Origin of the sequence: Undibacterium sp. Tian12W, from assembly GCF_049339405.1 — a bacterium.
In the GTDB taxonomy this organism is placed as follows: domain Bacteria; phylum Pseudomonadota; class Gammaproteobacteria; order Burkholderiales; family Burkholderiaceae_D; genus Undibacterium.
The window spans coordinates 1-23,630 of the sequence record NZ_JBMPPK010000014.1 but is presented as its reverse complement, the minus strand read 5'-3'; the positions used below and the strand labels follow the sequence as shown (position 1 = coordinate 23,630).

General features: G+C 51.0%; 21 protein-coding genes, 2 tRNA genes and 1 rRNA gene. 3 read left to right on the top strand and 21 right to left on the bottom strand.

What is annotated here, in order from left to right:
- Positions 1–12 precede the first annotated feature (12 nt).
- Positions 13–1,275, top strand: coding sequence for a lysophospholipid transporter LplT (gene lplT / locus ACO0LI_RS18210; RefSeq protein WP_422952160.1), 1,263 nt, complete (start codon positions 13–15; stop codon positions 1,273–1,275).
- Positions 1,276–1,338: 63 nt separating this feature from the next.
- On the opposite strand, the gene ACO0LI_RS18205 is transcribed toward lplT, so the two are convergent.
- Genes ACO0LI_RS18205 through tsaB form a run of 4 tightly spaced genes read right to left on the bottom strand, consistent with a single transcriptional unit; the run spans position 1,339 to position 4,430 of the window.
- Positions 1,339–2,298, bottom strand: a complete 960-nt coding sequence (locus ACO0LI_RS18205) for a DUF1853 family protein (protein ID WP_423034507.1) — start codon at positions 2,296–2,298, stop codon at positions 1,339–1,341.
- A 5-nt stretch (positions 2,299–2,303) separates the two neighbouring features.
- The gene (locus ACO0LI_RS18200) at positions 2,304–3,245 is read right to left on the bottom strand and encodes a uracil-DNA glycosylase (RefSeq protein ID WP_422952162.1); all 942 of its coding nucleotides are present in this window, start codon (positions 3,243–3,245) and stop codon (positions 2,304–2,306) included.
- On the bottom strand, positions 3,232–3,708 hold the full coding sequence (gene rimI / locus ACO0LI_RS18195; RefSeq protein ID WP_422952163.1) for a ribosomal protein S18-alanine N-acetyltransferase: 477 nt from the start codon (positions 3,706–3,708) through the stop codon (positions 3,232–3,234). Before rimI ends, ACO0LI_RS18200 begins: the two co-directional genes overlap by 14 nt.
- Before the next feature lie 11 nt (positions 3,709–3,719).
- Entirely contained in the window at positions 3,720–4,430 is a 711-nt protein-coding gene (gene tsaB / locus ACO0LI_RS18190; RefSeq protein WP_422952164.1) for a tRNA (adenosine(37)-N6)-threonylcarbamoyltransferase complex dimerization subunit type 1 TsaB, read from the bottom strand.
- A 133-nt stretch (positions 4,431–4,563) separates the two neighbouring features.
- Here tsaB and ACO0LI_RS18185 point away from each other — a divergent pair, with 133 nt between their 5' ends.
- Positions 4,564–4,962: a thioredoxin family protein gene (locus ACO0LI_RS18185; RefSeq protein ID WP_422952165.1), complete on the top strand. Its 399-nt coding sequence runs from the start codon at positions 4,564–4,566 to the stop codon at positions 4,960–4,962.
- Between the two features lie 99 nt (positions 4,963–5,061).
- Here ACO0LI_RS18185 and ACO0LI_RS18180 read toward each other — a convergent pair.
- The 15 genes from ACO0LI_RS18180 to paaA form a co-directional block, all read right to left on the bottom strand.
- Positions 5,062–5,138 (bottom strand) — tRNA-Arg (locus ACO0LI_RS18180).
- Between the two features lie 207 nt (positions 5,139–5,345).
- Positions 5,346–5,422: transfer RNA gene (locus tag ACO0LI_RS18175), tRNA-Arg, on the bottom strand.
- Positions 5,423–5,479: 57 nt separating this feature from the next.
- The gene (locus ACO0LI_RS18170) at positions 5,480–7,363 is read right to left on the bottom strand and encodes a potassium transporter Kup (protein WP_422952166.1); all 1,884 of its coding nucleotides are present in this window, start codon (positions 7,361–7,363) and stop codon (positions 5,480–5,482) included.
- A gap of 192 nt (positions 7,364–7,555) precedes the next feature.
- On the bottom strand, positions 7,556–10,381 hold the full coding sequence (locus ACO0LI_RS18165; protein WP_423034309.1) for an ATP-binding protein: 2,826 nt from the start codon (positions 10,379–10,381) through the stop codon (positions 7,556–7,558).
- Positions 10,382–10,617: 236 nt separating this feature from the next.
- On the bottom strand, positions 10,618–12,675 hold the full coding sequence (gene paaZ / locus ACO0LI_RS18160; protein ID WP_423034307.1) for a phenylacetic acid degradation bifunctional protein PaaZ: 2,058 nt from the start codon (positions 12,673–12,675) through the stop codon (positions 10,618–10,620).
- Positions 12,676–12,724: 49 nt separating this feature from the next.
- Entirely contained in the window at positions 12,725–13,324 is a 600-nt protein-coding gene (locus tag ACO0LI_RS18155; RefSeq protein WP_423034305.1) for a phenylacetic acid degradation protein PaaY, read from the bottom strand.
- Positions 13,325–13,339: 15 nt separating this feature from the next.
- Positions 13,340–14,542 (bottom strand): 3-oxoadipyl-CoA thiolase, encoded by a 1,203-nt coding sequence (gene pcaF, locus ACO0LI_RS18150; RefSeq protein WP_423034303.1) that lies wholly within the window; start codon positions 14,540–14,542, stop codon positions 13,340–13,342.
- Between the two features lie 45 nt (positions 14,543–14,587).
- The gene (paaK, locus tag ACO0LI_RS18145; RefSeq protein WP_423034301.1) at positions 14,588–15,928 is read right to left on the bottom strand and encodes a phenylacetate--CoA ligase PaaK; all 1,341 of its coding nucleotides are present in this window, start codon (positions 15,926–15,928) and stop codon (positions 14,588–14,590) included.
- 60 nt (positions 15,929–15,988) lie between these two features.
- Positions 15,989–16,483, bottom strand: coding sequence for a hydroxyphenylacetyl-CoA thioesterase PaaI (gene paaI, locus ACO0LI_RS18140; protein ID WP_422952172.1), 495 nt, complete (start codon positions 16,481–16,483; stop codon positions 15,989–15,991).
- Positions 16,484–16,509: 26 nt separating this feature from the next.
- On the bottom strand, positions 16,510–17,313 hold the full coding sequence (gene paaG / locus ACO0LI_RS18135; RefSeq protein WP_423034299.1) for a 2-(1,2-epoxy-1,2-dihydrophenyl)acetyl-CoA isomerase PaaG: 804 nt from the start codon (positions 17,311–17,313) through the stop codon (positions 16,510–16,512).
- A complete protein-coding gene (paaE, locus tag ACO0LI_RS18130; RefSeq protein WP_423034297.1) occupies positions 17,314–18,390 on the bottom strand; it encodes a 1,2-phenylacetyl-CoA epoxidase subunit PaaE in 1,077 nt (358 codons plus the stop codon).
- Between the two features lie 34 nt (positions 18,391–18,424).
- Positions 18,425–18,940 (bottom strand): 1,2-phenylacetyl-CoA epoxidase subunit PaaD, encoded by a 516-nt coding sequence (gene paaD, locus ACO0LI_RS18125; protein WP_423034295.1) that lies wholly within the window; start codon positions 18,938–18,940, stop codon positions 18,425–18,427.
- 8 nt (positions 18,941–18,948) lie between these two features.
- On the bottom strand, positions 18,949–19,704 hold the full coding sequence (gene paaC / locus ACO0LI_RS18120; protein WP_423034293.1) for a 1,2-phenylacetyl-CoA epoxidase subunit PaaC: 756 nt from the start codon (positions 19,702–19,704) through the stop codon (positions 18,949–18,951).
- Positions 19,705–19,751: 47 nt separating this feature from the next.
- A complete protein-coding gene (paaB, locus tag ACO0LI_RS18115; protein WP_110252930.1) occupies positions 19,752–20,036 on the bottom strand; it encodes a 1,2-phenylacetyl-CoA epoxidase subunit PaaB in 285 nt (94 codons plus the stop codon).
- Between the two features lie 28 nt (positions 20,037–20,064).
- The gene (gene paaA, locus ACO0LI_RS18110; RefSeq protein WP_423034291.1) at positions 20,065–21,054 is read right to left on the bottom strand and encodes a 1,2-phenylacetyl-CoA epoxidase subunit PaaA; all 990 of its coding nucleotides are present in this window, start codon (positions 21,052–21,054) and stop codon (positions 20,065–20,067) included.
- Positions 21,055–21,251: 197 nt separating this feature from the next.
- Here paaA and paaX point away from each other — a divergent pair, with 197 nt between their 5' ends.
- Complete coding sequence (gene paaX / locus ACO0LI_RS18105; RefSeq protein WP_422952178.1) at positions 21,252–22,172, top strand: phenylacetic acid degradation operon negative regulatory protein PaaX; 921 nt, start codon at positions 21,252–21,254, stop codon at positions 22,170–22,172.
- An 84-nt stretch (positions 22,173–22,256) separates the two neighbouring features.
- Here paaX and ACO0LI_RS18100 read toward each other — a convergent pair whose 3' ends face one another.
- Both ACO0LI_RS18100 and rrf read right to left on the bottom strand, forming a co-directional pair.
- A complete protein-coding gene (locus ACO0LI_RS18100) occupies positions 22,257–22,691 on the bottom strand; it encodes a VOC family protein (protein ID WP_422952179.1) in 435 nt (144 codons plus the stop codon).
- An 836-nt stretch (positions 22,692–23,527) separates the two neighbouring features.
- Positions 23,528–23,630, bottom strand: a 5S ribosomal RNA gene (gene rrf / locus ACO0LI_RS18095); the annotation flags it as partial.

Here is a 23,630-nt window from a genome sequence, read left to right as displayed (position 1 = left end):
CATGAATAAAGCATGAAGAGCGGTTTTTATACGATCATGGCGGCGCAGTTTTTTTCTTCACTGGCCGACAATGCCTTACTGATAGCCGCGATGGCACTGTTGACGTCCATGCAATCTCCAGAATGGATGTCGCCGCTGTTGAAGTTGTTTTTTGTGCTGTCCTATGTTTTGCTGGCCCCCTTTGTTGGTGCCTTTGCTGACTCCCTGCCCAAGGGCAAGGTCATGCTGATTACCAACATGATTAAAGTCGGTGGCTGCGCCCTGATGTTTTTTCATGTACATCCCTTGATCGCCTATGCCGTCGTCGGCTTTGGAGCTGCCGCCTACTCCCCTGCCAAATATGGCATCCTCACCGAACTATTGCCACCAGAAAAACTGGTAGCCGCGAATGGCTGGATAGAAGGATTGACCGTTTCATCCATTATCTTTGGTACGGTATTGGGTGGTGCGCTGGTGAACTCAAAAGTCTCGACAGTGTTGCTCAACTTTGACTTTCCTCTCATCGACTTTAATATCACTACCCCGTCCGAGGCAGCGCTGTGTGTAGTGACTGCCTGCTATGCCACGGCTGCATTATTCAATATGCACATCCCGGATACTGGCGCACGTTACAAGCACCAGCAGCGCAATCCTGCCAAGCTGGTGACTGAATTTGCCGAGTGCGTGACTATTCTGTGGAAAGACAGACTCGGTCAAATCACACTGGGCGTCACCACTTTGTTATGGGGCACTGCAGCAACCTTGCAATTCATCGTCTTGAAATGGGCTGAAAAATCCCTGCACATGACGTTGGACAGAGCCGCCATCCTGCAAGGTGTAGTTGCCATCGGGGTTGCTCTGGGTGCCGTTGCCGCAGCCCGTTTTGTACCGTTGAAAAAATCCCTGAGCGTCATGCCTCTGGGGGTAGCCATGGGCCTGGTAGTGATCACCATGATCTTTGTACATACGATCTGGATCGCTTATCCATTACTGATACTGGTGGGTGCACTGGCTGGCTTCTTTGTGGTTCCCATGAATGCCTTGTTGCAGCATCGCGGCCACGTATTGATGAGCGCAGGACATTCGATTTCTGTGCAGAACTTCAATGAAAACCTGTCTGTCCTGACCATGCTGGCGCTGTATACCTTGCTCAACTCCATGAAGATAGACATCATGGTCATCATTGTATTGTTTGGCCTGTTCGTTTCCAGCACTATCTATGCCGTCATACGCAAGCACATGGCCAATCAACGCGAGTACGATTCACTGGCACTGATAGGCGAGCACAAGCACTGATCAAGCGAAGGGCGATTACAGCCCTGCTGCATGTGCTTTTGATTGAGCGTGATGAGCAGTGCGCTAAGGAATGCGCTTCAGCTTAACCATGTCGGCCTGTATAAACCAGTCATCCGGCACCACCATACCCCGGCGGTATTCCTGCATCAGCCCCTGGTTTTCTTGCATCAGGGCGAGCATGAGTGGCGCACTGGGAGTAGCAAAGTAAGTTTGCATGTCATTCAGTATGCTTCCCTTTTCCTGCACTGCATTCTTGTCTGACTGTGCGGGTGCCAGCCACTCCAGCCTGTCCAGCAACAAGGCATGTTCAAAATCCAGCGACCGCACTTCTGCTTGCGTCCATATCGCTCCACGGCAGTGATTCTGTGTCAGCCCGGCGCTAAAGTTATCAGCTGTTTGTTCAGTTTGTTCATCTCGGTAAAACAACCATCCCAGTATCAAGGCTTGCGCACTTTGCACTGCCCCCGGCAAGACTTGCCGTGCCAGCGGATGTGCTGACAATTGCAATTGCTGCCCCATGATCTTGTGCAGCTTGGCACCCAGGCTGTCTGCCAGATTGGGGCCAAGATAATCATATAAATCTGGTACCCCTGCCGCATCGGCATGGAACAAATAAAATTTTGTTGCCAGCTCCAGATGCTGCAGACCAGCCTTGGTCTGCAATAGAAAATCAAACTCCCCTATGGTGCTGGCCCCTTTGTTATGTACCTGCAAACCGTGGGCAGCTAACAAGCCGTGTGCAGTTAAATAGAATTCGTAGAGCCTCTCCGCATACAGGCCAAGCCGGCGTGAAGGATGGCGCTGCAACAAGTCCAGTAAGGGGGCAGGATTACTGTCAAGCTCTGCCAGCCATTGCGGCAATACTTGAGCATCAGAAAAAACTGCGTTTGCCAGTTTACCTTCCCAGGAAACATCATGGGTATCCAGCAGACCCGGCGCTGTCAGCATCCATGCCAGTGCCCGCACATGAGGATTGTGGAGATGCTGCCATTGCCGGTGAAATGCAGCTTGTGCGCTCTCCATATGGCTCAATGTGCTGGCAGTGCTTTAATAGCGAGACACAAATCTGCCCAGGCTTTGGCCTTGTCCGCAGGTTTGCGCAAGAGATAAGCCGGGTGATAAGTCGCCACCACCGGTATGCCATTGAATTGATGCACCTTGCCACGCAACTGTCCCACCGGGGTTTCAATATCCATACCCAGCAAAGACACGGCAGCAGTCTTGCCTAGTGCGACAATGATTTGCGGTTTGATCATGGCGATCTGTCTGTGCAGGTAAGGCAGGCAGGCAGCGATTTCATCGGCAGTCGGTGGCCTGTCCTTGCCTTGTGCATCTGTCGGACGGCATTTGACGATATTGGCGATATAGCTTTGCTCACCACGTGGCACGCCCAGGGACTTGAGCATATTGTCGAGCAACTGTCCGGCAGCACCTACAAATGGCAAACCCTGCAAATTCTCGTTATAGCCCGGTCCTTCACCGACAAACAGCCATTTGGCTTGTTTGTCACCGGTGCCAAATACGGCTTTTTTCCGGCCCTGGCACAGGCCACACTGACGGCAGCTTTCCACCATGGGCTGCAATTCATCCCAGGATAAAGTAGCGATCGCAGGCTCACTATCGAATGACGGGACAGGCTGCACTTCTTGCGGCATCCAGTCATCTGCTTCAGGCGGGCTTTCAAAAGCCTGGGCTAAAGACGGGGCTTCCGGCGGGTGTTTGTGCGGCACAATCTCTGTTTCAGTCCACGCCGTATTTACGGCTGGGGCTGGGGCTGGGGCTGGGGTTACTATTATTGGCTCGGCAGTTTTCGCAGCAACAGACCCAGACTCAGGATCAGGCCCGACTTCAACTCCAGCCTCCAAGGCAGGTACAAGCGCAACTTGCTCTGCTTCGCGCAATAACCACATCGGGCCCAAACCGAGTTCATGCAAGGCTCTTTGCCTGTTATGACTGTCAAACGTTTGCATCAATAAGCCTCCGCATTACGATCGCATCTTCGCGCTGATTATCATGCGCGGGGTAATAGCCCTTGCGCACACCGATAGCGGCAAATCCAGCGCCTTCATACACAGAAATGGCGCGCGCATTGCTGCGCCGTACTTCGAGCAAAATCGAGGCATGGGCCTGCTCTCTGGCATAAGTGAATAGTTTGTCCATCAATAATTTTGCATGGCCTTGTCCCTGATATGACAGATCGACTGCAAAATTCAGCAAATGCAGCTCATCCAGTATCGGCATCACGACAAAATAGGCAAACAAATCCAGTTCTGCATTCCTGAAACCAAAAGCTTCATAGCCACTGGAAAAAGAGTCAGTAAAATTCCCACGTGTCCAGGGATGCGCATACACCCGTTCTTCTATGCTGAGTATGCTATCGACATCAGCAAACCCCAATTTGCCATAATGTGGTGTGATCAATTTCAAATCCATGACCAACTCCATTACACAGGCGCCTTGGCTGCCTGGAGTTTAACTTGTTCACGCTCAGCGGTAGTCAGGGCAATTTTATTGCGCAGGTACAGGGGCTGCGCCTGGTCTGCAGGCAGGCTAAGACCAGCGGCGAAATCCAGTTGTCCCAGTATGCCGACTTGTTTTGCGTGCGGCATACATAGCACCACTTGATATTTTGCCTGCTCAGACTCAGGCAAAGTCAGGCCATTGCCCAGTACCAGCTGCGGGTTTTCCAGCGTGATGGCCGCCAATGCAGCATCCAGCCCTATCAGCGCGGGAGCACTTATTTCTGTCCAGCCAGCCACGTCATCAAAGCGGTATTGTGCCCAGTACACTTCATTCATGCGCGCATCGAGTATGCAGACAAATTCATTTGATGTTGCCTGCTCGCGCGCGGCTTCAGCCATGGCCAGCAGGCTCACCACGGGCATCACTGGCAAGTCTGCACCATAGGCCAGACCCTGCACAATGCCGCAAGCTGTGCGTATGCCGGTAAAAGCACCGGGGCCACAGCCAAAGGCAATAGCATCGCAATCCTGCAAGCGCACACCCGCCTCGGCAAGCAAAGCCTGTATGGCAGGCAAAATACCCTGGGAGTGTGTCTGAACACCGCTGAGTTCGCGGACAAATATGCCACCATCAGTCAAGATGGCTGCGGTGGCGAGCTCGGTAGAGGTTTCAATTGCTAAAATTCTGGTCATACGCGTATTTTACCGTGTTCCACCTGTTTCAAGACTGGCTGTTTGCCAAAGCTTATGCCTTGGCCATGCCTGGCCATGCCTTAATTACGCTTCAGTTCATCACTTGGTTTAAAATTACGTGATGAATACCATCATGAATACCGAAGATATTTCCGCAATAAAGGCTGACCTGGCAAATAAAGACTGGTTAATCGCCTGCCTGTGCGCCGCCTGGTGCGATACCTGCAATTTTTACAGGGCGTCTTTTGACGAACTGATGATTAAACATCCTGACAAATGCTTTGCCTGGATAGACATAGAAGATCAGGCGCATCTGGTGGATGAAGTGGATATAGAGAACTTTCCTACCATCCTCATACAGCATCGCGACCAGGTGATTTTTCTTGGCACCGTATTGCCAGACGCAGCCCAGTTGCAACGTCTGATTCTCTCCATGACAGAAGAAACGCCAGGCCAGCAAGTCAAGCGCAGCGCCTTGAACCAGGCAGCCCCGGAAGACTGGAACATACGGGAACTGATACTCGCAAGCTAAGCATATGCCGCGATCTGCTGTAATCAGGCAGATCAAGTCAGTTTGTTTCCATCGCAAAAAAGACAAAAGGGACTAGATTTGCATCTAGTCCCTTGAATCTGGTGCGGCTGGCAGGAATCGAACCCACGACCCCTTGGTTCGTAGCCAAGTACTCTATCCAGCTGAGCTACAGCCGCGAAAAACAAGATTATAGCCGGACTGGTGCAAAATGGAAAGCCCCTAAAGCCAGATTATTTTTTAGCTTAATTAAAAGGCATTTCCTTGAAGCCAAGCCGGATACCAAGCCTGATATCCCCACGTCTCTGCCATATTTCTATGGAGATATCAAAAATCGCGAATAAAAAAGACAAAAGGGACTAGATTTGCATCTAGTCCCTTGAATCTGGTGCGGCTGGCAGGAATCGAACCCACGACCCCTTGGTTCGTAGCCAAGTACTCTATCCAGCTGAGCTACAGCCGCGAAAGACCGAGAGTATAGCACAGGCATTTTGGTTTGATAAGTGCCCGTGCCAAGTTTTTAGATTTCGACCTGAGAACCCACCTCAATGACACGATTACTCGGTATCTGGTAAAAGTCAGCCGCATCACGGGCAATACGGGACATGGCAACGAATACGCTCTCACGCCACATCGCCATACCACTGCCAGGGCTGGAAATAATGGTTTGACGAGAAATAAAGTAAGAAGTTTCCATAGGTTCAAATGTCAGACCAAAGGGTTCGCATAAAGCCAAGGCACCTGGAATATCCGGCTCATTCTTAAAGCCGTAGAACACGTCAATTTGGAAGCAGGCATTCCCCAGATCAGCAACCTTGACACGCTCTGAAGTGGCTACCCAGGGGATTTCGCGGTTATGCAGGGTCAGGAAAATCACTCGCTCATGCAAAATCTTGTTGTGCGACAGATTATGCAACAAGGCATGCGGTACACCATCGGCCTCGCCACGCAAGAATACCGCTGTTCCTGACACTCTAATCGGTGCAGAGACAAACAGGGATTCAAGAAAATCTTCTAATGGAATTGCATGCTTTTTCAGATTATCAAAGACCAGTTCGCGACCACGCTTCCAGGTCATCATCAGGGTAAACATTACTACACCTAATATCACCGGGAACCAACCGCCTATGCCGTGGAATAATTTAAGTACGTTGGCAGAAAACAATGAGACATCAATGAACAAGAAGAAACCGGTTGCAAGGAAACACAATACAGGATTGTATTTCCAACCATAGCGTATAACGAAAAAAGTAAGCAGTGACGTCACTAACATAGTTCCTGTCACGGCAATACCATAAGCAGATGCCAGGCTTGATGATGAGCCAAATCCCACCACAGCAGCCACGACAGCAGCAAGCTGCAACCAATTGACTGCAGGAATATAGATTTGCCCTATTTCTTTCGATGACGTATGGACAATTTCCATCCTTGGCATGATGCCGAGGGAAATCGCTTGTTTGGTCATGGAGAACGTACCTGAGATCGTGGCCTGTGAGGCAATCACTGTCGCCACCGTGGATAAAATAACCAATGGGTAGATGCTCCAGGCACCAAGTTGCTGGTAAAACGGATTGCCAACTGCATCTGGATTTGCCATCAGTAATGCCCCTTGCCCAAGATAGTTTAAACCCAAAGAAGGGAAAACGATCATGAACCAGGCGGCACGAATGGGTTTGCTGCCAAAATGCCCCATGTCTGCATACAGTGCTTCTGCACCCGTAAATGCAAGCACAACAGCGCCCAAAGCCAGAAATGCCAGCCCCTTGTTCAAGGCCATGAAAGCAACGGCATGCATAGGATTGAGCGCCCATAAAATGCCGGGCATTTTAGCAATGTTATAAATCCCCATCCCTGCCAGCACAAAAAACCAGACGACCATGATGGGACCGAACCACTTGCCTATCCCTGCAGTACCCTTGTACTGCACAGAATACAAAAGTAAAAGCACGACTAGCGTAATCGGTACTACGTAGGGTGTGAATGCAGGCGTGGCCACCTCCAGCCCTTCAATAGCAGACAACACCGAAATCGCTGGCGTAATAACGCCGTCGCCATAAAACAGGGCCGCACCAAACAAGCCAAGAACGAGTAAAGTGAAATGAGATTTGGCAGATTTGCCAACAGATTCTAGCGCTAAAGCAGTCAGCGCCATGATACCGCCTTCACCACGATTGTCAGCTCTTAGTATCAGGGTGACATATTTGACCGCAACGATGATGATCAAACCCCATAGTATCAGGGATACGACACCAAAGATATTCGCCTCATTGAGTGCTAGACCATGCTCTTTTGAAAACACCTCTTTCATCGTATAAAGAGGACTCGTACCTATATCGCCATAAACGATGCCGACAGCAGCCAGGGTCAAGCCCGCCAGGCTGCTTTTTGTGTGTTGATTAGCCAATTGTGTACCTTGTTATTATTGGTGCATTGCACAATAGGTGAATTCGTTCAGATTTTCAAGTAAGTGCAACAAAAAAAGGATACTTGACAAGGATCAAATTCAAGCGTTGATTTTTTCTAAAGACCTGACTTTGTGCATACTGTTTTTTACAATTATTGTTATTTCACAAACTCAAACAAAATTCAAAAAAATTCAAACAACGAGAGGCAAATCCAGATAAAAACTGGTGCCACTTCCAAGACTACTTTTAACGCTGAGTTGTCCGTGCAAAATCGAGGCAGTGATGTTGTAGCAGATATTCAGCCCAAGACCGCTGCCTCCCTGCCCTAACTTGGTGGTAAAGAACGGGTCAAAAATCCGTTTCTGGTTTTCTTCAGGTATGCCTTCGCCATCATCACTAAAGACGATCAGGACGCGCTCTCCATCTACCGTGCTGACATTGATTTCCATGTGGCCCGCCTGCCTCTTGTCAAAGGCGTGCAAGATGGAATTCTCCACGAGATTGCTGATCACCTGGCCCAAAGAGCCTGGATAGCTGTCCATATGAATGTTATATGGCACGTTCACTTGTATGCTGTGACCAGTCTGGGTAATGCGGATGTTGAGGGTGGCGATAATATCGTGCAAGACCTGGCGCAGATCAAAGCTGCGTCTGTGCTCAGAGGTGCGATCTACCGCCACCTGTTTGAAACTGCTAACCAGTGTCGCAGCACTGCTCAGGCCACGCATTAATATTTCTGACGAGGTTTTAACCTCTTCACAAAAATTATTCAAGTCTGAGCGGCGCAAGGTTTGCCCTGCCAGTTTGCTGCTGAGGAAGCGGCTACCATCCTGCAAGGTGCTGGCAACCAGCAGGCAATTCCCAATCGGCGTATTGAGTTCATGCGCAACGCCCGCTACCAGCGAACCCAGGGCCGCCAGTTTTTCCTGCGCCAGCAAATGCTCCTGGGTTTTTTGCAAGCGCAGATAAGCATCCGCATTACCGAGAGCAATCGCACCATACGCGCATAGCGAACGGAAAATCATTTTTTCCCTGTCGCCATATACATGCTGACGCGAAGACTGTATGGTCATCGCACCAAGTATCCTGTCGCCTATGATCAGCGGCGCAAACAGCATGCTGTGTACCATTTCAGTACCGGGTATCAGACCTGGCAATTCATCCTCGGCTGCCAGTTCGATGGCAACTTCACGGCGCTCTTTGACGCAGCGCACAGAGTTCGACACCGGGCTGGACATGTAAACGGTATCCGGCTCTATCGGCATACCATTTTCGACACCAAAGGCTGAGGTCATGCTTTGCTGATCATCATCCATCATGTAGATGACAAAAGCGGTCACATGCAGCAAGTCGTGCACATGGCGATTCAAGGCTTCAAAGACTGCCGCCGCATCCAGGCTGGCAGTAATTTCCTGCCCTATGGTTCCCAATTTTTCCAGCACGATGCTAGTTTGTTGCAAGACTTTGGCACGTTGCGCTTCTGCTGCTGCGAGCTGACGCAGATGCTCACTCTCAGCCTTCATGCGCTCAGTCTGCTGGCTCAGTTGCATGGCATTGAGCCGGTTCGCAGAAGCAAGCTTGTTACTTTTTTCTCGGGCGATGAGTGCCAGTTGCCCAAACTCATAGGCCTGGCGAAAATTGTCGGCAGCCGCATAGGCATGGGCAATTTCTTCGTACAAATCTGGGGGTATGCTAAAACCGCTGATATTGTCAGCGAGGTCAAGTGCCATGCGCAGATAATGCAAGGAAGCGCTGGCAGCTTGCATTTGTGCAGGTTCTGGCAAGTTATGGCGCGTGTATAAAGCGGCGAGCACACGCAAGACTTCAATATGCCGGTAGCCATCAGAACTCTGGCGCGCCAGCGTCAATGCCTCAAGCGCGACAGCCAATGCCGTCTTGGCCTGTCCTTGCATGGATAAGGCATTGGCATAACCACGACGTGAGCCTATGCGAAAATCCAGATGATTCTTTTTATCCGCCCAGGAAATCAATTCATAAAAAGTGGTCAGCGCAGTTGCATAGTCACCCATGTCCAGTGACAAATCACCGAGATAACGCAAGGCCAGTAAATGGGCGCGCGCCCCTACCACTTTGCCCAGTATGGGCAAGGCATTTTCAAGCATCTGCTTGGCAGCATCCAGGCGGCCCAGCCTGCGCAGGGTCTCTGACATCTGCACGAGGCAACTGGCTATGCTGTTGGGCCATCCGGCTGCTCTGGCCAGATCAAGCCCATCCTGTATCCAGTGCAAGGCAGACTGATGATCGCTCATGCTGTTAAAGGCATCACCTATATTGCTGGCAGCAGTGATCATGCGGCGCTTTTGCCCATAATTCCTGGCGAATTCAAATACCTGTATGCCACGCCCTGCGGATGCACCAAAGTCACTGGTGAGGGAGTAGGTATACATTAAAAATTCATTGATATAACTGCGCAAGAACAGATCGCCACTCTGGCTTTCAGGATTGCGGCTTTCTCCCCAGCGTTCAAGCGCCAGAGGCAAGTTGCGCAACACCAGTTGATTGGCCAGCAGGGATTCTGCCGCGGTTTCGCGCATCTTGTCTTTTGCCACAAGGGCAAACTGAACAGCCAGGCCAATTTCTGCTTCAACTACTGGCACCTCGCCTTTTTGCAAATTAACACTAGCAAGCAAAAAATGTGCATCTGCAGTGCAGCACGCAGCCAGGTCAGAGCCATTACCAGTTGACAGTTCCAGCGATTGCACAGACAACTGTGCCGCCTGATCAAACTCGCCAAACAGCCATGCAGCTTCAGCGCGGATCAGCAGCAAGCGGGCGCGTATGAGCCGTTCAGCGCTGCCTGCATCACTATCATCAGAAGGAAACAATTCGCCGGTGAGATTTTCCGTGGCCTGGGCCAGCTTAAGTGCCCTGAGTGTGTCACGCTGGCGCAAATGCCAGGCAAGCTTTAACTGCAGATCCAATAATTCCATCCCCCGCAAACCTGGCAATTCGCGTTCCCACTGTTCTACTTCGTCATTGGTAACGAATATGTCCATGGGGTGAAATTAAGGAGGTTGGATGATTTTGACGGCTTGGGTATTGAAGAAATAGTATCAGATCGGGCAAGAATTTGAAGATAATCCCGAAGCCAGAAGAGCGTATTTGAAGAATATTGACAAAACCTTACACTGAAAAGTAACACAGGCTGGTATTTCAAATGAATTTTTCATTGAAATACCAGCCTGCTCATTAACTTCAAGACAATTAATTAAATTTCAAACAATTTTTATATCTATGCGACTACTGCGTCTGACTTTTTGGCTACCAGGGTCAAAATATCATAAGACGCCACCAGTTCATTATCCTGATTAGTCACTTCCACATCCCAGGCCACCACCCCCTGCCCTACACCCTTGGCATCTTTCTTTTGCCTGTCTATCTTGCGCTTGCAAGTCAGGCGTGCACGGATGGTGTCACCTATGCCTACCGGTTTGATGAAACGCAGGGTGTCGAGGCCGTAGTTGGCCAGTACAGGGCCAGGTGCAGGAGACACAAATAAACCGGCAGCAGCCGACAACACAAAATAACCATGCGCAATACGCTTGCCGAAAGGGCTTTCTTTGGCAGCGATCTCATCGAAATGCATGTAGAAAAAGTCACCGGACAAACCACCAAAGGCAACGATATCTGCTTCACTGACAGTACGCCTGTGTGTCAGCAAGGACATGCCAATCTGCAGGTCTTCAAAATAGCGGCGGAAGGGATGGACATCAGATTCCAGTACAACCGCTCCACGTACGTGCTCTGCCGTCACTGCGGCCAGCATCGTAGGTGATCCCTGCACAGCGGCTCTTTGCAAATAATGTTTGACTGCCCTACTACCACCCAGTTCTTCACCACCACCGGCACGGCCAGGGCCGCCATGCTTCAATTGTGGCAAGGGTGAACCATGGCCAGTTGATTCTGGCGCTGATTCGGCATTCAAGATCATCAGGCGACCATGGCGTGCCGCCATATGCGGTATCGCCATGGCGGCGATATGCGGGTCTTTGGTGACCAGGGTAGCTACCAGGCTGCCGCAACCTTTTGCCGCCAGCGTCAGAACCTCCTGCATATCCTTGTAAGGCATCAGGGTCGTCACCGGGCCAAAGGCTTCAATCTCGTGTACTGCCGAATTTTCCATAGGCTGGCGGCAAACGATCAGGGTCGGTGCAACGAAAGCACCCTGTTCGAGCCCTTCCCCTTGCAATTGCACTGGCACAGCACCGCCGCAAATGATTTGATTGCCTGCTGCCAGTTGTTGAATACTGGCGAGTACATCGTGCTGCTGGGCACGACTGGCAAGCGGCCCCATGCGTACACCTTCGAGACGGGGGTCACCTACTATTGTTTTATCCAACCTGGCGCGTATTTTTTCTGCCACCACATCCAGTTGCGCAGCGGGCACCATGGCCCTGCGTATGGCCGTGCATTTTTGCCCGGCCTTGGCTGTCATTTCACGCACCACTTCTTTGACGTACAAATCCAGTTCCTCATCACCTGCTTCAATATCCGGCCCCAGTATCGCGCAGTTCAGTGAATCAGCTTCGGCATTGAAGGGGATGGAACGGCGCACGATATTTGGATGCACCTTCAATTGCGCTGCCGTGGCCGCAGAACCGGTGAAGGTGACAACGTCAGTTTCTTCCAGCAGATCAAGCAAGTTGCCAGTGGAACCGATGATCAGTTGCAAACTACCTTCAGGCAGCAAACCACTGGCATGAATTTGCCTGACCAGTGCCTCGGTAAGATACGAGGTCGCAGTTGCCGGTTTGACTATGCAAGGCATGCCCGCCAAAAAACTGGGCGCAAATTTTTCCAGTAAACCCCAGACGGGAAAATTGAAGGCATTGATATGCACTGCCACACCCTGACGCGGAACCAGAATGTGTGTGCCTGAAAAATGCCCCTGTTTGCCTAAAGGCATGGCCGGGCCTTCATGTACCACATTCGCGGACGGGAATTCATTCGTGCCTATGCTGGCGTAGGCAAATACGGTACCTGCGCCACCTTCTATATCTATCCAGCTATCACTGCGGGTTGCGCCTGTGTGGGATGAAATTACGTATAACTCCTCCTTATGTTCAGTCAGGTATTTGGCCAGAGTGCGCAAAATAGAAGCACGCTGCTGGAAGTCCAGCGCAAGCAAGTTTTTCAGGCCAATCTTCCTTGCATAAGTCAACGCTGCACCAAAGTCCAGGGCTTCGGCATGGCTGGCGTAGATCGCACTGCCATCAATGGCGCTATGCAGGATTTGTTGTGGCTCTGTACCGGTCCATACACCAGCTATCCAGCTTTGCAAAATTTTCATGGATTACTCTCTTAAATAATCAAATATTCAGGATCAGGACTTGGTGCCATCAGGTTTTAGTACTATATGCTGGCAAGCCTGCTGCCAGCGCAATACGTGGGCGATTTTCTTCGACTGCAGTCAGCGCTTCTACTTCCTGCATGCTGGCGAGTGAGCGCCGTGTCAACGCATGGTATTGAGCCGTGCCTTCGGTCTTCCAGGCGATTTCTTCATCGCGCAAAAAACGTGCAATGCGGGCTGGTGCACCAATGACCAGGCTGCGTGGCGGAACTGCCATACCAGCCTTGACAAAGGACATGGCAGCGACGATCGACGATTCACCAATCACAGCCTTGTCCATGACCACGGCATTCATTCCCACCATGGCATTTTTACCTATGCGGCAGCCATGCAAGACCGCGCCATGGCCGATATGTCCATCCTGCTCAACCACGGTATCGCTATCAGGGAAGCCATGGATGACACAGGTATCCTGCACATTCGCGCCGTGTTCCAGAACAATGCGGCCAAAATCACCACGCAGGCTGGCAGACGGGCCGATATAACAGCCAGGCCCGACGATCACATCGCCTATCAGCGTGGCGCTGGGGTGCACATAGGCGCTGGGATGCACCACCGGTATCAGGCCATCGATTGCATATATAGTCATGCAGCTTCCTTAGCTTCAGGCACGTTCTATGATGAGGGCAATGCCCTGCCCTACGCCTATGCACATGGTGCACAAAGCATAGCGGCCATTGATGCGTTCCAACTGGTTCAGTGCTGTGGTTACCAGACGCGCACCAGATGCCCCTAGTGGATGGCCTATTGCGATCGCGCCGCCATTTGGATTGACATGTGCCGCATCATCAGCAAGGCCAAGATCACGCGTGACTGCCAGTCCTTGTGCAGCAAAGGCTTCATTAAGTTCTATGACATCCATCTGCGCCAGGCTCAATCCTGTCTGCGCCAGCAATTTACGGGTTGCTGGTGAAGGGCCAAAACCCATGATGCGTGGTGCCAGACCAGCTGTTGCCATGCCGACGATACGTGCACGTGGTGTCAGGCCATGCTGTTTTACTGCCGCATCGGAAGCCAGCAATAAAGCGCAGGCACCGTCATTAACGCCAGATGCATTACCAGCAGTGACTGTGCCATCCGGTTTGACCACGCCTTTGAGGCGGGACAACATGGCGATATCTGTATCCGGACGTGGATGTTCATCGGCAGTGAACAAAATGGCGTCACCTTTTTTTTGCGGGATGCTGACGGGAATAATTTCTCCGGCAAAAAAACCGGCAGCGTGGGCTGCTGCCCAGCGTTGCTGGCTACGCAAGGCAAAGGCATCCTGATCTGCGCGATTGATGCCAAATTGTTCGGCAACGTTTTCTGCAGTTTCGGGCATGGAATCTATGCCATATTTTGCCTTCATCAGGGCATTCACAAAACGCCAGCCTATAGTCGTATCTTCTATTTTTGCTGCACGTGAAAATGCGCTGTCGGCCTTGGCCATGACAAAGGGTGCGCGCGTCATGCTCTCCACACCACCAGCAATAATCAGTGATGCTTCACCTGATTTGATGGCGCGCCCGCCTATGCCTATGGCATCCAGGCTGGAACCGCATAAACGGTTGATGGTATTGGCAGGCACGTCTACCGGCAAACCTGCCAGCAGTGCCGCCATACGACCAACATTGCGGTTATCTTCACCGGCCTGGTTGGCACAACCGTAGTACACGTCATCTACCATTGTCCAGTCGACGCCAGCATTACGCTCTATCAATGCCTTGATCGGCAAGGCTGCCAGGTCATCTGTACGTACGCTTGCCATGGTACCGCCGTAACGGGCGAATGGGGTCCTAACAGCGTCGCATATCCATGCTTCCATTTTCTTTCCTTTGTCTCTTATTTTTTGACTGGCTTACTCAATTACTCAAGCCTTTTTACGATTATCCACTACACGCCTGGCCTTGCCGACCATGGTGCGTTCTATGCTGTTGGCTGGCAGTATGCTGACCTTGCAACTGACTCCGATAAAAGTCTTGATGTGATGCTCAAGCTGCTGGTGCAATTGCTGCACATCTTGCTCTGACAAGGTACCTGATACTTCAGGACGTAATTCCGCCACGATAGCTAGCTTGTCCATATGACCTTCACGCGTCACTACCAGTTGATATTGTGGTGCCAATTGCGGGTGTTTGAGTATCAGTTCTTCTACTTGTGTAGGGAACAAATTCACACCACGGATGATGAGCATGTCGTCAGAACGGCCAGTGATCTTGCCCATGCGGCGCATGGCGCGTGAAGTCGGTGGCAGTAAACGTGTCAGGTCGCGGGTGCGGTAGCGTATGACTGGGAAAGCCTCTTTACTCAGAGATGTGAACACCAGTTCACCTTCTTCGCCATCTGGCAAGACTTCGCCTGTTTCGGGATTGATAATCTCTGGATAAAAATGGTCTTCCCAAATCACCGGACCATCTTTGCTTTCTATGCATTCGCTGGCGACACCCGGCCCCATGACTTCTGACAAGCCATAGATATCAACGGCATCAATACCTGCACGCGCTTCGATTTCACTGCGCATGGCATCGGTCCACGGCTCCGCACCGAAGATACCTATACGCAGGGAGGTGTTGGCAGCGTCGATGCCCTGACGCGTCATTTCTTCTATGATATTGAGCATATAAGAAGGCGTGACCATGATGATGGAAGGCTGGAAATCCTGTATCAGTTGCACCTGTTTTTCTGTCTGGCCACCAGACATGGGGATGACGGTACAGCCGAGGCGCTCTGCGCCATAATGCGCACCCAGACCACCAGTGAACAGGCCATAGCCGTAAGAGACTTGCACGATGTCGCCAGCACGGCCACCGGCAGCACGAATAGAACGCGCCACCAGGTCTGCCCAGTGATCAATATCTTTTTGCGTGTAACCAACTACCGTTGGTTTGCCTGTGGTGCCACTGGATGCATGTACCCTGACCACTTTTTCACGCGGTACGGCAAACATGCCAAAGGGATAGTTGTCGCGCAAATCCTTCTTGCCTGTGAAGGGGAATTTCGCCAGATCAGCCAGGGTTTTCAAATCATCGGGATGTACGCCCGCCGCATCAAAACTGGCGCGATAATGCGGAACGTTGTCATACACGTGTTGCAAGGTCCATTTCAGTCGCTGCAATTGCAGGGCCTGAAGTTCATCCTTGCTAGCCGTTTCTATCGCGTCCAGACCCGCAGTTTTTTTTACGTGTGTTTTTCTGTCTGTGTTGTCTGCCATGTTTTGTCTCCCGCTCACTTATCCTGATTTCGTTTCTATGATTGATGGCTAAACACAAGTTCAGGTTGGAATTGCGTTTTCCTGCAATACCAGACCTGGTACAACTTCCGCATTCAGCTTATGCGACTTGCCACGGAACAGCGCGATCAATTGGCCATGCTGATTAGTCAGGCGCGCATCGTAGATGCCGGTACGGCCAGTCAATGATTGTTCTGTTGCAGTCGCGGTGATGACATCACCCTCGCTCCCAGGTGACAGAAACTCTATGCTGCATCCGGCAGCAACAGTCACCTGATTGCGGCTATTGCAGGCGAAGGCAAAAGCACTGTCGGCCAGGGTAAACAAATAACCACCATGACAGGTCTTGTGCCCATTCAGCATATCAGGTCTGATCACCATGCTGAGTGTTGCCGTACCTTCAGCTACATAAGCTATCTGCATATTCAGCCCGCGCGTTGCGGCATCGCTGGCGAACATGGCGGCGGCAGTGAGTTCTGCCATGTGCTGACTGTCTTTGGCAAATTGCTTACTTACTTGACTGATTTCTGTGCTCATCTATGCTTTTCCTTGGCCAATCAAACTTACTTGCCAACAAAATGGGGCGCGCGCTTCTCTACAAATGCCGCGACGCCTTCGCGATAATCCTGGCTCTGCCCCAGTTCACGCATCATATTGGTTTCCAGTATGAGTTGCTGCTCCAGAGTATGTTGCGGGCTGGCATAGATTGCCTGCTTGGTGAAGGCCAGTCCCTTGGTTGGAGCAGATGCAAAATGCGTGGCTAAAGCCATGGCTTCAGCCTGCAATTGATCATCATCCACACATTTCCAGATCAGGCCCCATTGCTCTGCCTGTTCAGCACTGATTTTGCCACCGAGCATGGCTGCCCCCATGGCCCTGGCAGTACCCAATGCGCGTGGCAGGAAGTAAGTGCCGCCAGTGTCCGGTATCAGGCCCAGCTTGCAAAAAACTTCAACAAAACTGGCTGAACGTGCTGCCAATACGATGTCGCAGGCCAGCGGCAGGTTGGCACCGGCACCGGCTGCTACACCATTCACTGCGCAAATAACCGGGATGGGCAAGGCGCGCAAGGCAAGTACCAGCGGTGCATAATATTTTTCTACTGACTCACCCAGATCTGGAGGTGCACCGTCGGCCGCATTGTCTCCCTTCACGGCACGGTCAGATAAATCCTGACCCGCACAAAAACCCCGCCCGGCACCGGTCAATACCATGACGCGCACCGAAGCATCTGCCCGCAAGGTGGCCAGTGCATCCTGTATCTCCAGATGCATGGCGACGTTGAAGCTATTCAGTTTTTCAGGCCGGTTGAGAGTCAGGTGGGCAATGCCGTCGCTGACGTGAAACAGGATGTGGGAATAGTCCATTCAATTCTCGCTATCAAAATCCAGAGTCAAGGTATCGCTGACCGGGAAACTCTGGCAGGTCAGCACGAATCCGCGTGCCACTTCGTAATCTTCGAGGGCGTAATTCCTGTCCATATCTACCTTGCCTTCCACGACTTTGGAACGACAGGTAGAACACACACCGCCCTTGCAGGAATAACGCATATCATGCCCCAGCTTCAGGGCGGCATCCAGTACAGATTCCTTATCTTTTTCCATGTCGAAATGCGTGTGATGACCATCCATGATAATCGTCACGGCACAGGAAGATTTGCCTGGCAAAGGCTTGGCGCTGGCGACATGCCGGTGCGCAGGTATGCTGGCGGCAAACAACTCGACCTTGATCTGCTCTTTGGGCATGCCACGCTGTTGCAAGGCTGCGCTGACGGCATGCATCATTTCTTCTGGCCCGCAGATGAAGGCAGCATCCATGTCATCTATGCGTATCCATTGATCAAACAAGTTCAGGCATTTTTCAGCGGTGATGCGGCCATTAAACAAGTCTATATCCTGCTGCTCGCGGCTCATGATGTAGATCAGGTTCAGGCGCTGCAAATAACTGTCTTTCAATGCCGCCAGTTCTTCCTTGAACATGACAGTCGATGATGCCCGGTTGCCATACACCAGGGTAAATTTGCTCTGCGGTTCTGTCTGCAACGTGGTCTTGATGATGGACAGCAAAGGTGTAATGCCACTGCCTGCGGCAAATGCCAGATAATGTTTTTCATGCTCGGTAGCCAGCGGCAAATTGAAATGGCCCATGGCAGGCATGACTTCGATCTCCATACCGGCACGCAAGCTGTCATGTACCCAGTTGGAAAATGCACCACCTTGCACGCGCTTGATGGCAACCCGCAACTGCCCATCCTGCACAGCCGAACAGATAGAGTAAGAACGGCGTACGTCTTCACCGTCTATCTTGGCGCGCAAGGTCAGATGTTGTCCTTCACGATAGGCAAACTGCGCCTGCAGATCTGCTGGCACGGCAAAACTCAAGACTACGGCATCGCGGGTTTCTGGCCGTATCTGGCTGACTGTCAGTGGGTAAAATTTGCTCATGTATTGTCGTCTCCTTTTTATTTTTATTCTTCGCTCAATGCGGTTTGAAGTAATCAAAAGGTTCCAGGCAAGCCTTGCATTTATGCAGCGCCTTGCAGGCAGTTGATCCAAACTGGCTGACCAGTTGAGTATCGACAGAACCACATTGCGGGCAAGTGATGGCTGGCTGTACTTCACGATAACGCTGGATGGCGGAGATATCCACTACCTGTTGCTGTGGCGGTGCGATGCCATAGCCACTGAGTTTTTGCTTGCCGGCTTCTGTCATCCAGTCGGTACTCCAGGCGGGTGACAATTGATAAACAATGCTGGGTGGTTTGATGCCATGCGCCTGTAGTGTCTTTCCAATTTCTTCGGCAATCACATCCATGGCCGGGCAACCAGAGTAAGTGGGGGTAATTGTGATGACACACTCGCCCTCCTGCCATTCCACTGCGCGGATAATACCCAGGTCCGTCACCGAAATGACCGGGATTTCAGGGTCACTGACCTCACCCAGCCATTGCCATATCTGATTAGTACTGGCAGGTGGATTTAGTACCTCGGCCATGGCAGAACCTACCATTGCGCCCCCGGATAGGCGCGCTGCAGAAACTGCATTTCTGCCAGCAGATAACCCATATGTTCAGTATGTACACCTTGCTTGCCACCCTTTTGCATCCAGCTATTGGCATCAGGCAGGCGCAAGGTGGCGGCATGCATGACATCGGCCAGATGTGTATCCCAGGCGGTTTTCAAATCTGAAGGTAAAGGAGCTATATCTGCCGCATGCATGGCGACATCAATCTCATCATCCATAAACATTTCGCCAGTGAAGCGCCACAATTCTTCGAGAGCGGTCTGCATCATTTTCTGACTCAATTCAGTACCATCACCAAGACGTACCACCAAATCGCTACTGCGGCGCAAATGGTAAGTGACTTCTTTCAGTGATTTTTCTGCGATGGCAGCAATCTGCTGATCGGTAGATTGCTTCAGCGCTTGCAGATAATGGTAATGCCAGGTGTCAAACAAAAATTGCCGCATCAGGGTGTCGGCATAAGTACCGTTAGGCTGTTCGAGCAATAAAAAATTATGAAAGTCGTGGGCATCACGCAAGAACGCCAGATCATCTTCGGTACGTCCCTTGCCTTCCAGCTCTGCCGCATAGGCATACCACAGCCTCGCCTGGCCTATCAGATCCAGCGCCACATTGGTCAATGCCATGTCCTCTTCCAGCGCAGGCCCCTTGCCACACCATTGCGACAAACGCTGGCTGAGTATCATGGCATGGTCTGCCAGACGTAAAACATGATTGAACTTATCCTCTGACATCTCAATTCTCCAGAATTATTTAGCTATGATGTATAGACAGAGTTCAATTACAGATTCTTGACTTCATCCGGCATGGGGAAGAAGGTTGGATGACGGTAGACCTTGCTATTTGATGGCTCAAACAAAGCTTCTTTATCGCCGGGGCTGCTGGCAAAAATATCACCAGCCCGTGCCACCCAGATGCTGACACCTTCATTGCGTCGGGTATAGACATCGCGCGCATGGTTGATCGCCATTTCTGCATCAGGTGCATGCAGGCTACCTACATGTTTATGCGCCAGGCCGTGCTGGCTACGGATGAATACTTCCCACAAGGGCCATTCTTTGCTCATGATCTGTCTCCTGCTCTCTTATCTATTTTTATGCGCTTTTTTTATTTTCTTGCTGCTTATCGGCATGGGCCTGCAAGGCATCGCGGAACCATGCGCCATCGTCATAGGCTTTGACACGGGTACGCAGGCGTTCACGGTTACAGGGGCCATTGCCTTTCAAGACCTGGTAAAACTCATCCCAGTTAATTTCACCAAAATCATAATGGCCGCGTTCTTCATTCCATTTAATAGCAGGGTCAGGCAGTTCCAGACCCAAGTATTCAATCTGCGGCACGGTCTGGTCCACCATGCGCTGACGCAGTTCATCATTGGAAAAAAGCTTGATACGCCATTGCGCCGATTGAGCACTATTCACCGATGCCGCATCAGACGGGCCAAACATCATCAGCGCTGGCCACCAGTAACGATTCAATGCATCTTGCGCCATGGCTTTTTGTTCTGCTGTGCCACGGCACAGTGTCATCATGATGTCGTAACCCTGGCGCGCATGGAAGGACTCTTCCTTGCAAACGCGTATCATGGCGCGTGAATACGGGCCGTAAGAGCAGCGGCACAAAGGTATCTGGTTGATGATGGCTGAGCCATCAACCAGCCAGCCTATTGCCCCCATATCAGCCCAGCTCAGGGTCGGGTAATTGAAGATGCTAGAATACTTGGCTTTACCGGAATGCAGGTCGGCCAGCAGCTCATCACGTGATACACCCAGGGTTTCAGCAGCGCTGTAAAGATACAGACCGTGCCCTGCTTCATCCTGGATTTTTGCCAGCAAGATGGCTTTGCGTTTTAAACTAGGTGCGCGGGTAACCCAGTTGCCTTCTGGTAGTTGGCCAACGATTTCGGAATGCGCATGCTGGGAGATTTGCCGTATCAGGGTTTTTCTGTAGGCATCCGGCATCCAGTCTTTGGCTTCAATACGAATACCGGCATCGATTCGCTCTTGAAAAGCACGCTCGGCATCGCTCAACTCTTCTGCAGTTTTGAGCTTGCTCAAGCCGGTCTCGACTAATTGTGCATACATGAAACACTCCTTGGCATCCTGAGGATGCGAACATGGAAGATTGATCTGCGTCAAACAATTATATGATACAGTTTTTATTGATGTTGATGTTTTTTTGTATCATTTTAATTTTTTAATAGATTTACGCCTTATCAGCTACACCATAGGTAAAATCTGGACAACAACCAATACTTACCTACCATCACTTACACAGCCGCATGCAGACCAGCACTGCCATCCAAACCTGGATAGACCAGCAACTAACCAATAATCCGCCAAGGGCAAAATCCCTGGTGATGACGGTCTTTGGCGATGCCATTGCCCCACATGGCGGTACGATATGGCTAGGTAGTTTAATCTCATTAATGAGTCATTTTGGCATTAATGACAGATTAGTACGCACCAGCGTATTCAGACTGGCCGAAGAAGGCTGGCTGGAAGCCAAACGGGACGGCCGACGCAGCACTTACCAGCTGGCAACCGCAAGCTATGCCAGGTTCCAGCATGCGTACAAGCGCGTGTATGTGCCACAAACTGGCAAGTGGGATCACTACTGGACCCTGGTCATCATGAGTGGTGACGATACATCCACCGGCAATAAAGCGAGCCTGAAAAAAGAATTGCTGTGGGAAGGTTTTCGCATGATCAATGCCGGAGTATTTGCCCATCCCCAGGCAGATACTGCTGCCTTGCAAAATGTGCTGGGACGTAACGGCTTCGCTGGATTATGTACGGTATGCCGCACCAGTGATTTGAACTTGCCAAATGCCCGCCCGCTACCATCACTGATCGCCAGCCACTGGCAGCTCGATGAAGTGAATATCGCCTACAAGAATTTTATTGAAGCATTCTCGCCACTGAAAAAACTGGTGCAAGGACAGCATTTGCCTGAGCACGCGGCCTTTGTTATCCGCAGTCTGTTGATACATAGCTTCCGCCGTACCCAACTGCACGATCCCAATTTGCCGAGCAGTTTGCGACCCGAAGGCTGGCTAGGTGATGAGGCGTACCGGTTATGCCGCGATTTATACCGGGCTTGTTTCCGGCCAGCAGAAAACTTGTTGAGTCAGGCGCTGGATCCTGAACATCGACAGGATGGCGGTTTGAGTCTACAGGAAAGGTTTGGCGGGCTTTTTTAAAGCCATGAATTTGCTTTATGTCCTTTTGCCTTATGCCATATTGAAAGCGATGCGTTTGTTGAAGCAACTGCTTATAGTCACGTCTCAGGGCAGTTGCTCGGCGAGCGCAACAATAATGCCCTCAGGTCCCCGGATATAAGCCAGCTTATACGTATTCTCATACTGCATTTCGCCAATCAGCTCGGCCCCGTGTTCAAGCATGCGGGCCACAATATCGTGAATACCATCGACGGCAAACATGATGCGACGCAGGCCCAGCGTATTCACCGGCGCATCCACAGGCCCGAACCTGATCGCTTCCGGTGTGTGAAATTTATCCAGCTCAATTCCTTGTCCATCGGGAGTCCGCATCATTGCAAGAGTTGCGCGCACATCCTTGAGACCGATCAAGCTACCTATCAAAGGGCCTTCGACTGTAGTCTCTCCCTCAAGTGTGAGGCCAAGCGCAATGAAGAAGGCTTTGACGGCTTCCAGATCATCGACAACGATGAGGATGTTGTCCATACGTTTAATTGTCATAGGCTTTCTCACCATCTAATTGCTGAAGCACATGCTCGCCACACTTGATGTGTGGCGAGTTCTCATCCAGGGCATTCATCGTCATACAGAAGTTATCATAAAAGTCGGATGGATTCTTTCCAGACCTGTGGTTTGTGAATGCAAACTCAATCAAATTACTTAGCAACAACATGGATTGATATTGACGGTAAGTCGATGCAAGAGATTTACGCCAAAGAAAAAATGATACTCAAATAGTAGCCACAAGAAATCCACGCATACATCATAAAAGGCTCGATTAATGCAAATCCTGAAGCGAACATCTACGTGATCCACGAAAGCCGCTGGGCTCCTGCCTACGCAGGAGCGACGGTTTAAAGGTGCATCGTTGAAATGTGTGCATGTAGATGCAAAGACTTGAACTAACCAGCAAGTTGATCAGCGACGCTGGCCGCGAACCACATAGGTCGCAAGAGAGCTACCCTCAAATTCGTCGCTCCAGCGCAGGCTGGAGCCCAGTGTCGTTGGTTGAGGTGCCGTGCGGTGAGTAAGAGAGCGATGGATAGTGCGCGCAGCGCACCCTACTGAGATGAATTGGATACCAGCACTTCGAGAATGAAATACAAAGGGTGTGAGTCACAGAGTAAAAACAGAGAAGTTCGCATGTTTTTGCTGTTCTTTTGCCGTTCTCGCCTTTCTCAGTGTCGCTTTGTGTCTCGGTGCCTCAGTGTTGAGAGGTCTTGACGTAGTTTTTGATTCTTTTGATGTTTGTTACTGCTAGAAGCTTGGTGTGTTTTCCGTCCGCACAAAAGCAAAACCCCCACTCAATTAAATGAGTGGGGGTATGCGGAATAAAAGCCTGACGATAACCTACTTTCACACTGGTTGCAGCACTATCATTGGCGCGTAATCGTTTCACGGTCCTGTTCGGGATGGGAAGGGGTGGTACCGATTAGCTAT

What these genes read in the sequence shown, in the direction of transcription:
- lplT (WP_422952160.1), top strand. Translation starts at nt 13, where the DNA reads ATGAAGAGCGGTTTTTATACGATCATGGCGGCGCAGTTTTTTTCTTCA.
- ACO0LI_RS18205 (WP_423034507.1), bottom strand. Translation starts at nt 2,298, where the DNA reads ATGGAGAGCGCACAAGCTGCATTTCACCGGCAATGGCAGCATCTCCAC.
- ACO0LI_RS18200 (WP_422952162.1), bottom strand. Translation starts at nt 3,245, where the DNA reads ATGCAAACGTTTGACAGTCATAACAGGCAAAGAGCCTTGCATGAACTC.
- rimI (WP_422952163.1), bottom strand. Translation starts at nt 3,708, where the DNA reads ATGGATTTGAAATTGATCACACCACATTATGGCAAATTGGGGTTTGCT.
- tsaB (WP_422952164.1), bottom strand. Translation starts at nt 4,430, where the DNA reads ATGACCAGAATTTTAGCAATTGAAACCTCTACCGAGCTCGCCACCGCA.
- ACO0LI_RS18185 (WP_422952165.1), top strand. Translation starts at nt 4,564, where the DNA reads ATGAATACCGAAGATATTTCCGCAATAAAGGCTGACCTGGCAAATAAA.
- ACO0LI_RS18165 (WP_423034309.1), bottom strand. Translation starts at nt 10,381, where the DNA reads ATGGACATATTCGTTACCAATGACGAAGTAGAACAGTGGGAACGCGAA.
- paaZ (WP_423034307.1), bottom strand. Translation starts at nt 12,675, where the DNA reads ATGAAAATTTTGCAAAGCTGGATAGCTGGTGTATGGACCGGTACAGAG.
- ACO0LI_RS18155 (WP_423034305.1), bottom strand. Translation starts at nt 13,324, where the DNA reads ATGACTATATATGCAATCGATGGCCTGATACCGGTGGTGCATCCCAGC.
- pcaF (WP_423034303.1), bottom strand. Translation starts at nt 14,542, where the DNA reads ATGGAAGCATGGATATGCGACGCTGTTAGGACCCCATTCGCCCGTTAC.
- paaK (WP_423034301.1), bottom strand. Translation starts at nt 15,928, where the DNA reads ATGGCAGACAACACAGACAGAAAAACACACGTAAAAAAAACTGCGGGT.
- paaI (WP_422952172.1), bottom strand. Translation starts at nt 16,483, where the DNA reads ATGAGCACAGAAATCAGTCAAGTAAGTAAGCAATTTGCCAAAGACAGT.
- paaG (WP_423034299.1), bottom strand. Translation starts at nt 17,313, where the DNA reads ATGGACTATTCCCACATCCTGTTTCACGTCAGCGACGGCATTGCCCAC.
- paaE (WP_423034297.1), bottom strand. Translation starts at nt 18,390, where the DNA reads ATGAGCAAATTTTACCCACTGACAGTCAGCCAGATACGGCCAGAAACC.
- paaD (WP_423034295.1), bottom strand. Translation starts at nt 18,940, where the DNA reads ATGGCCGAGGTACTAAATCCACCTGCCAGTACTAATCAGATATGGCAA.
- paaC (WP_423034293.1), bottom strand. Translation starts at nt 19,704, where the DNA reads ATGTCAGAGGATAAGTTCAATCATGTTTTACGTCTGGCAGACCATGCC.
- paaB (WP_110252930.1), bottom strand. Translation starts at nt 20,036, where the DNA reads ATGAGCAAAGAATGGCCCTTGTGGGAAGTATTCATCCGTAGCCAGCAC.
- paaA (WP_423034291.1), bottom strand. Translation starts at nt 21,054, where the DNA reads ATGTATGCACAATTAGTCGAGACCGGCTTGAGCAAGCTCAAAACTGCA.
- paaX (WP_422952178.1), top strand. Translation starts at nt 21,252, where the DNA reads ATGCAGACCAGCACTGCCATCCAAACCTGGATAGACCAGCAACTAACC.
- ACO0LI_RS18100 (WP_422952179.1), bottom strand. Translation starts at nt 22,691, where the DNA reads ATGACAATTAAACGTATGGACAACATCCTCATCGTTGTCGATGATCTG.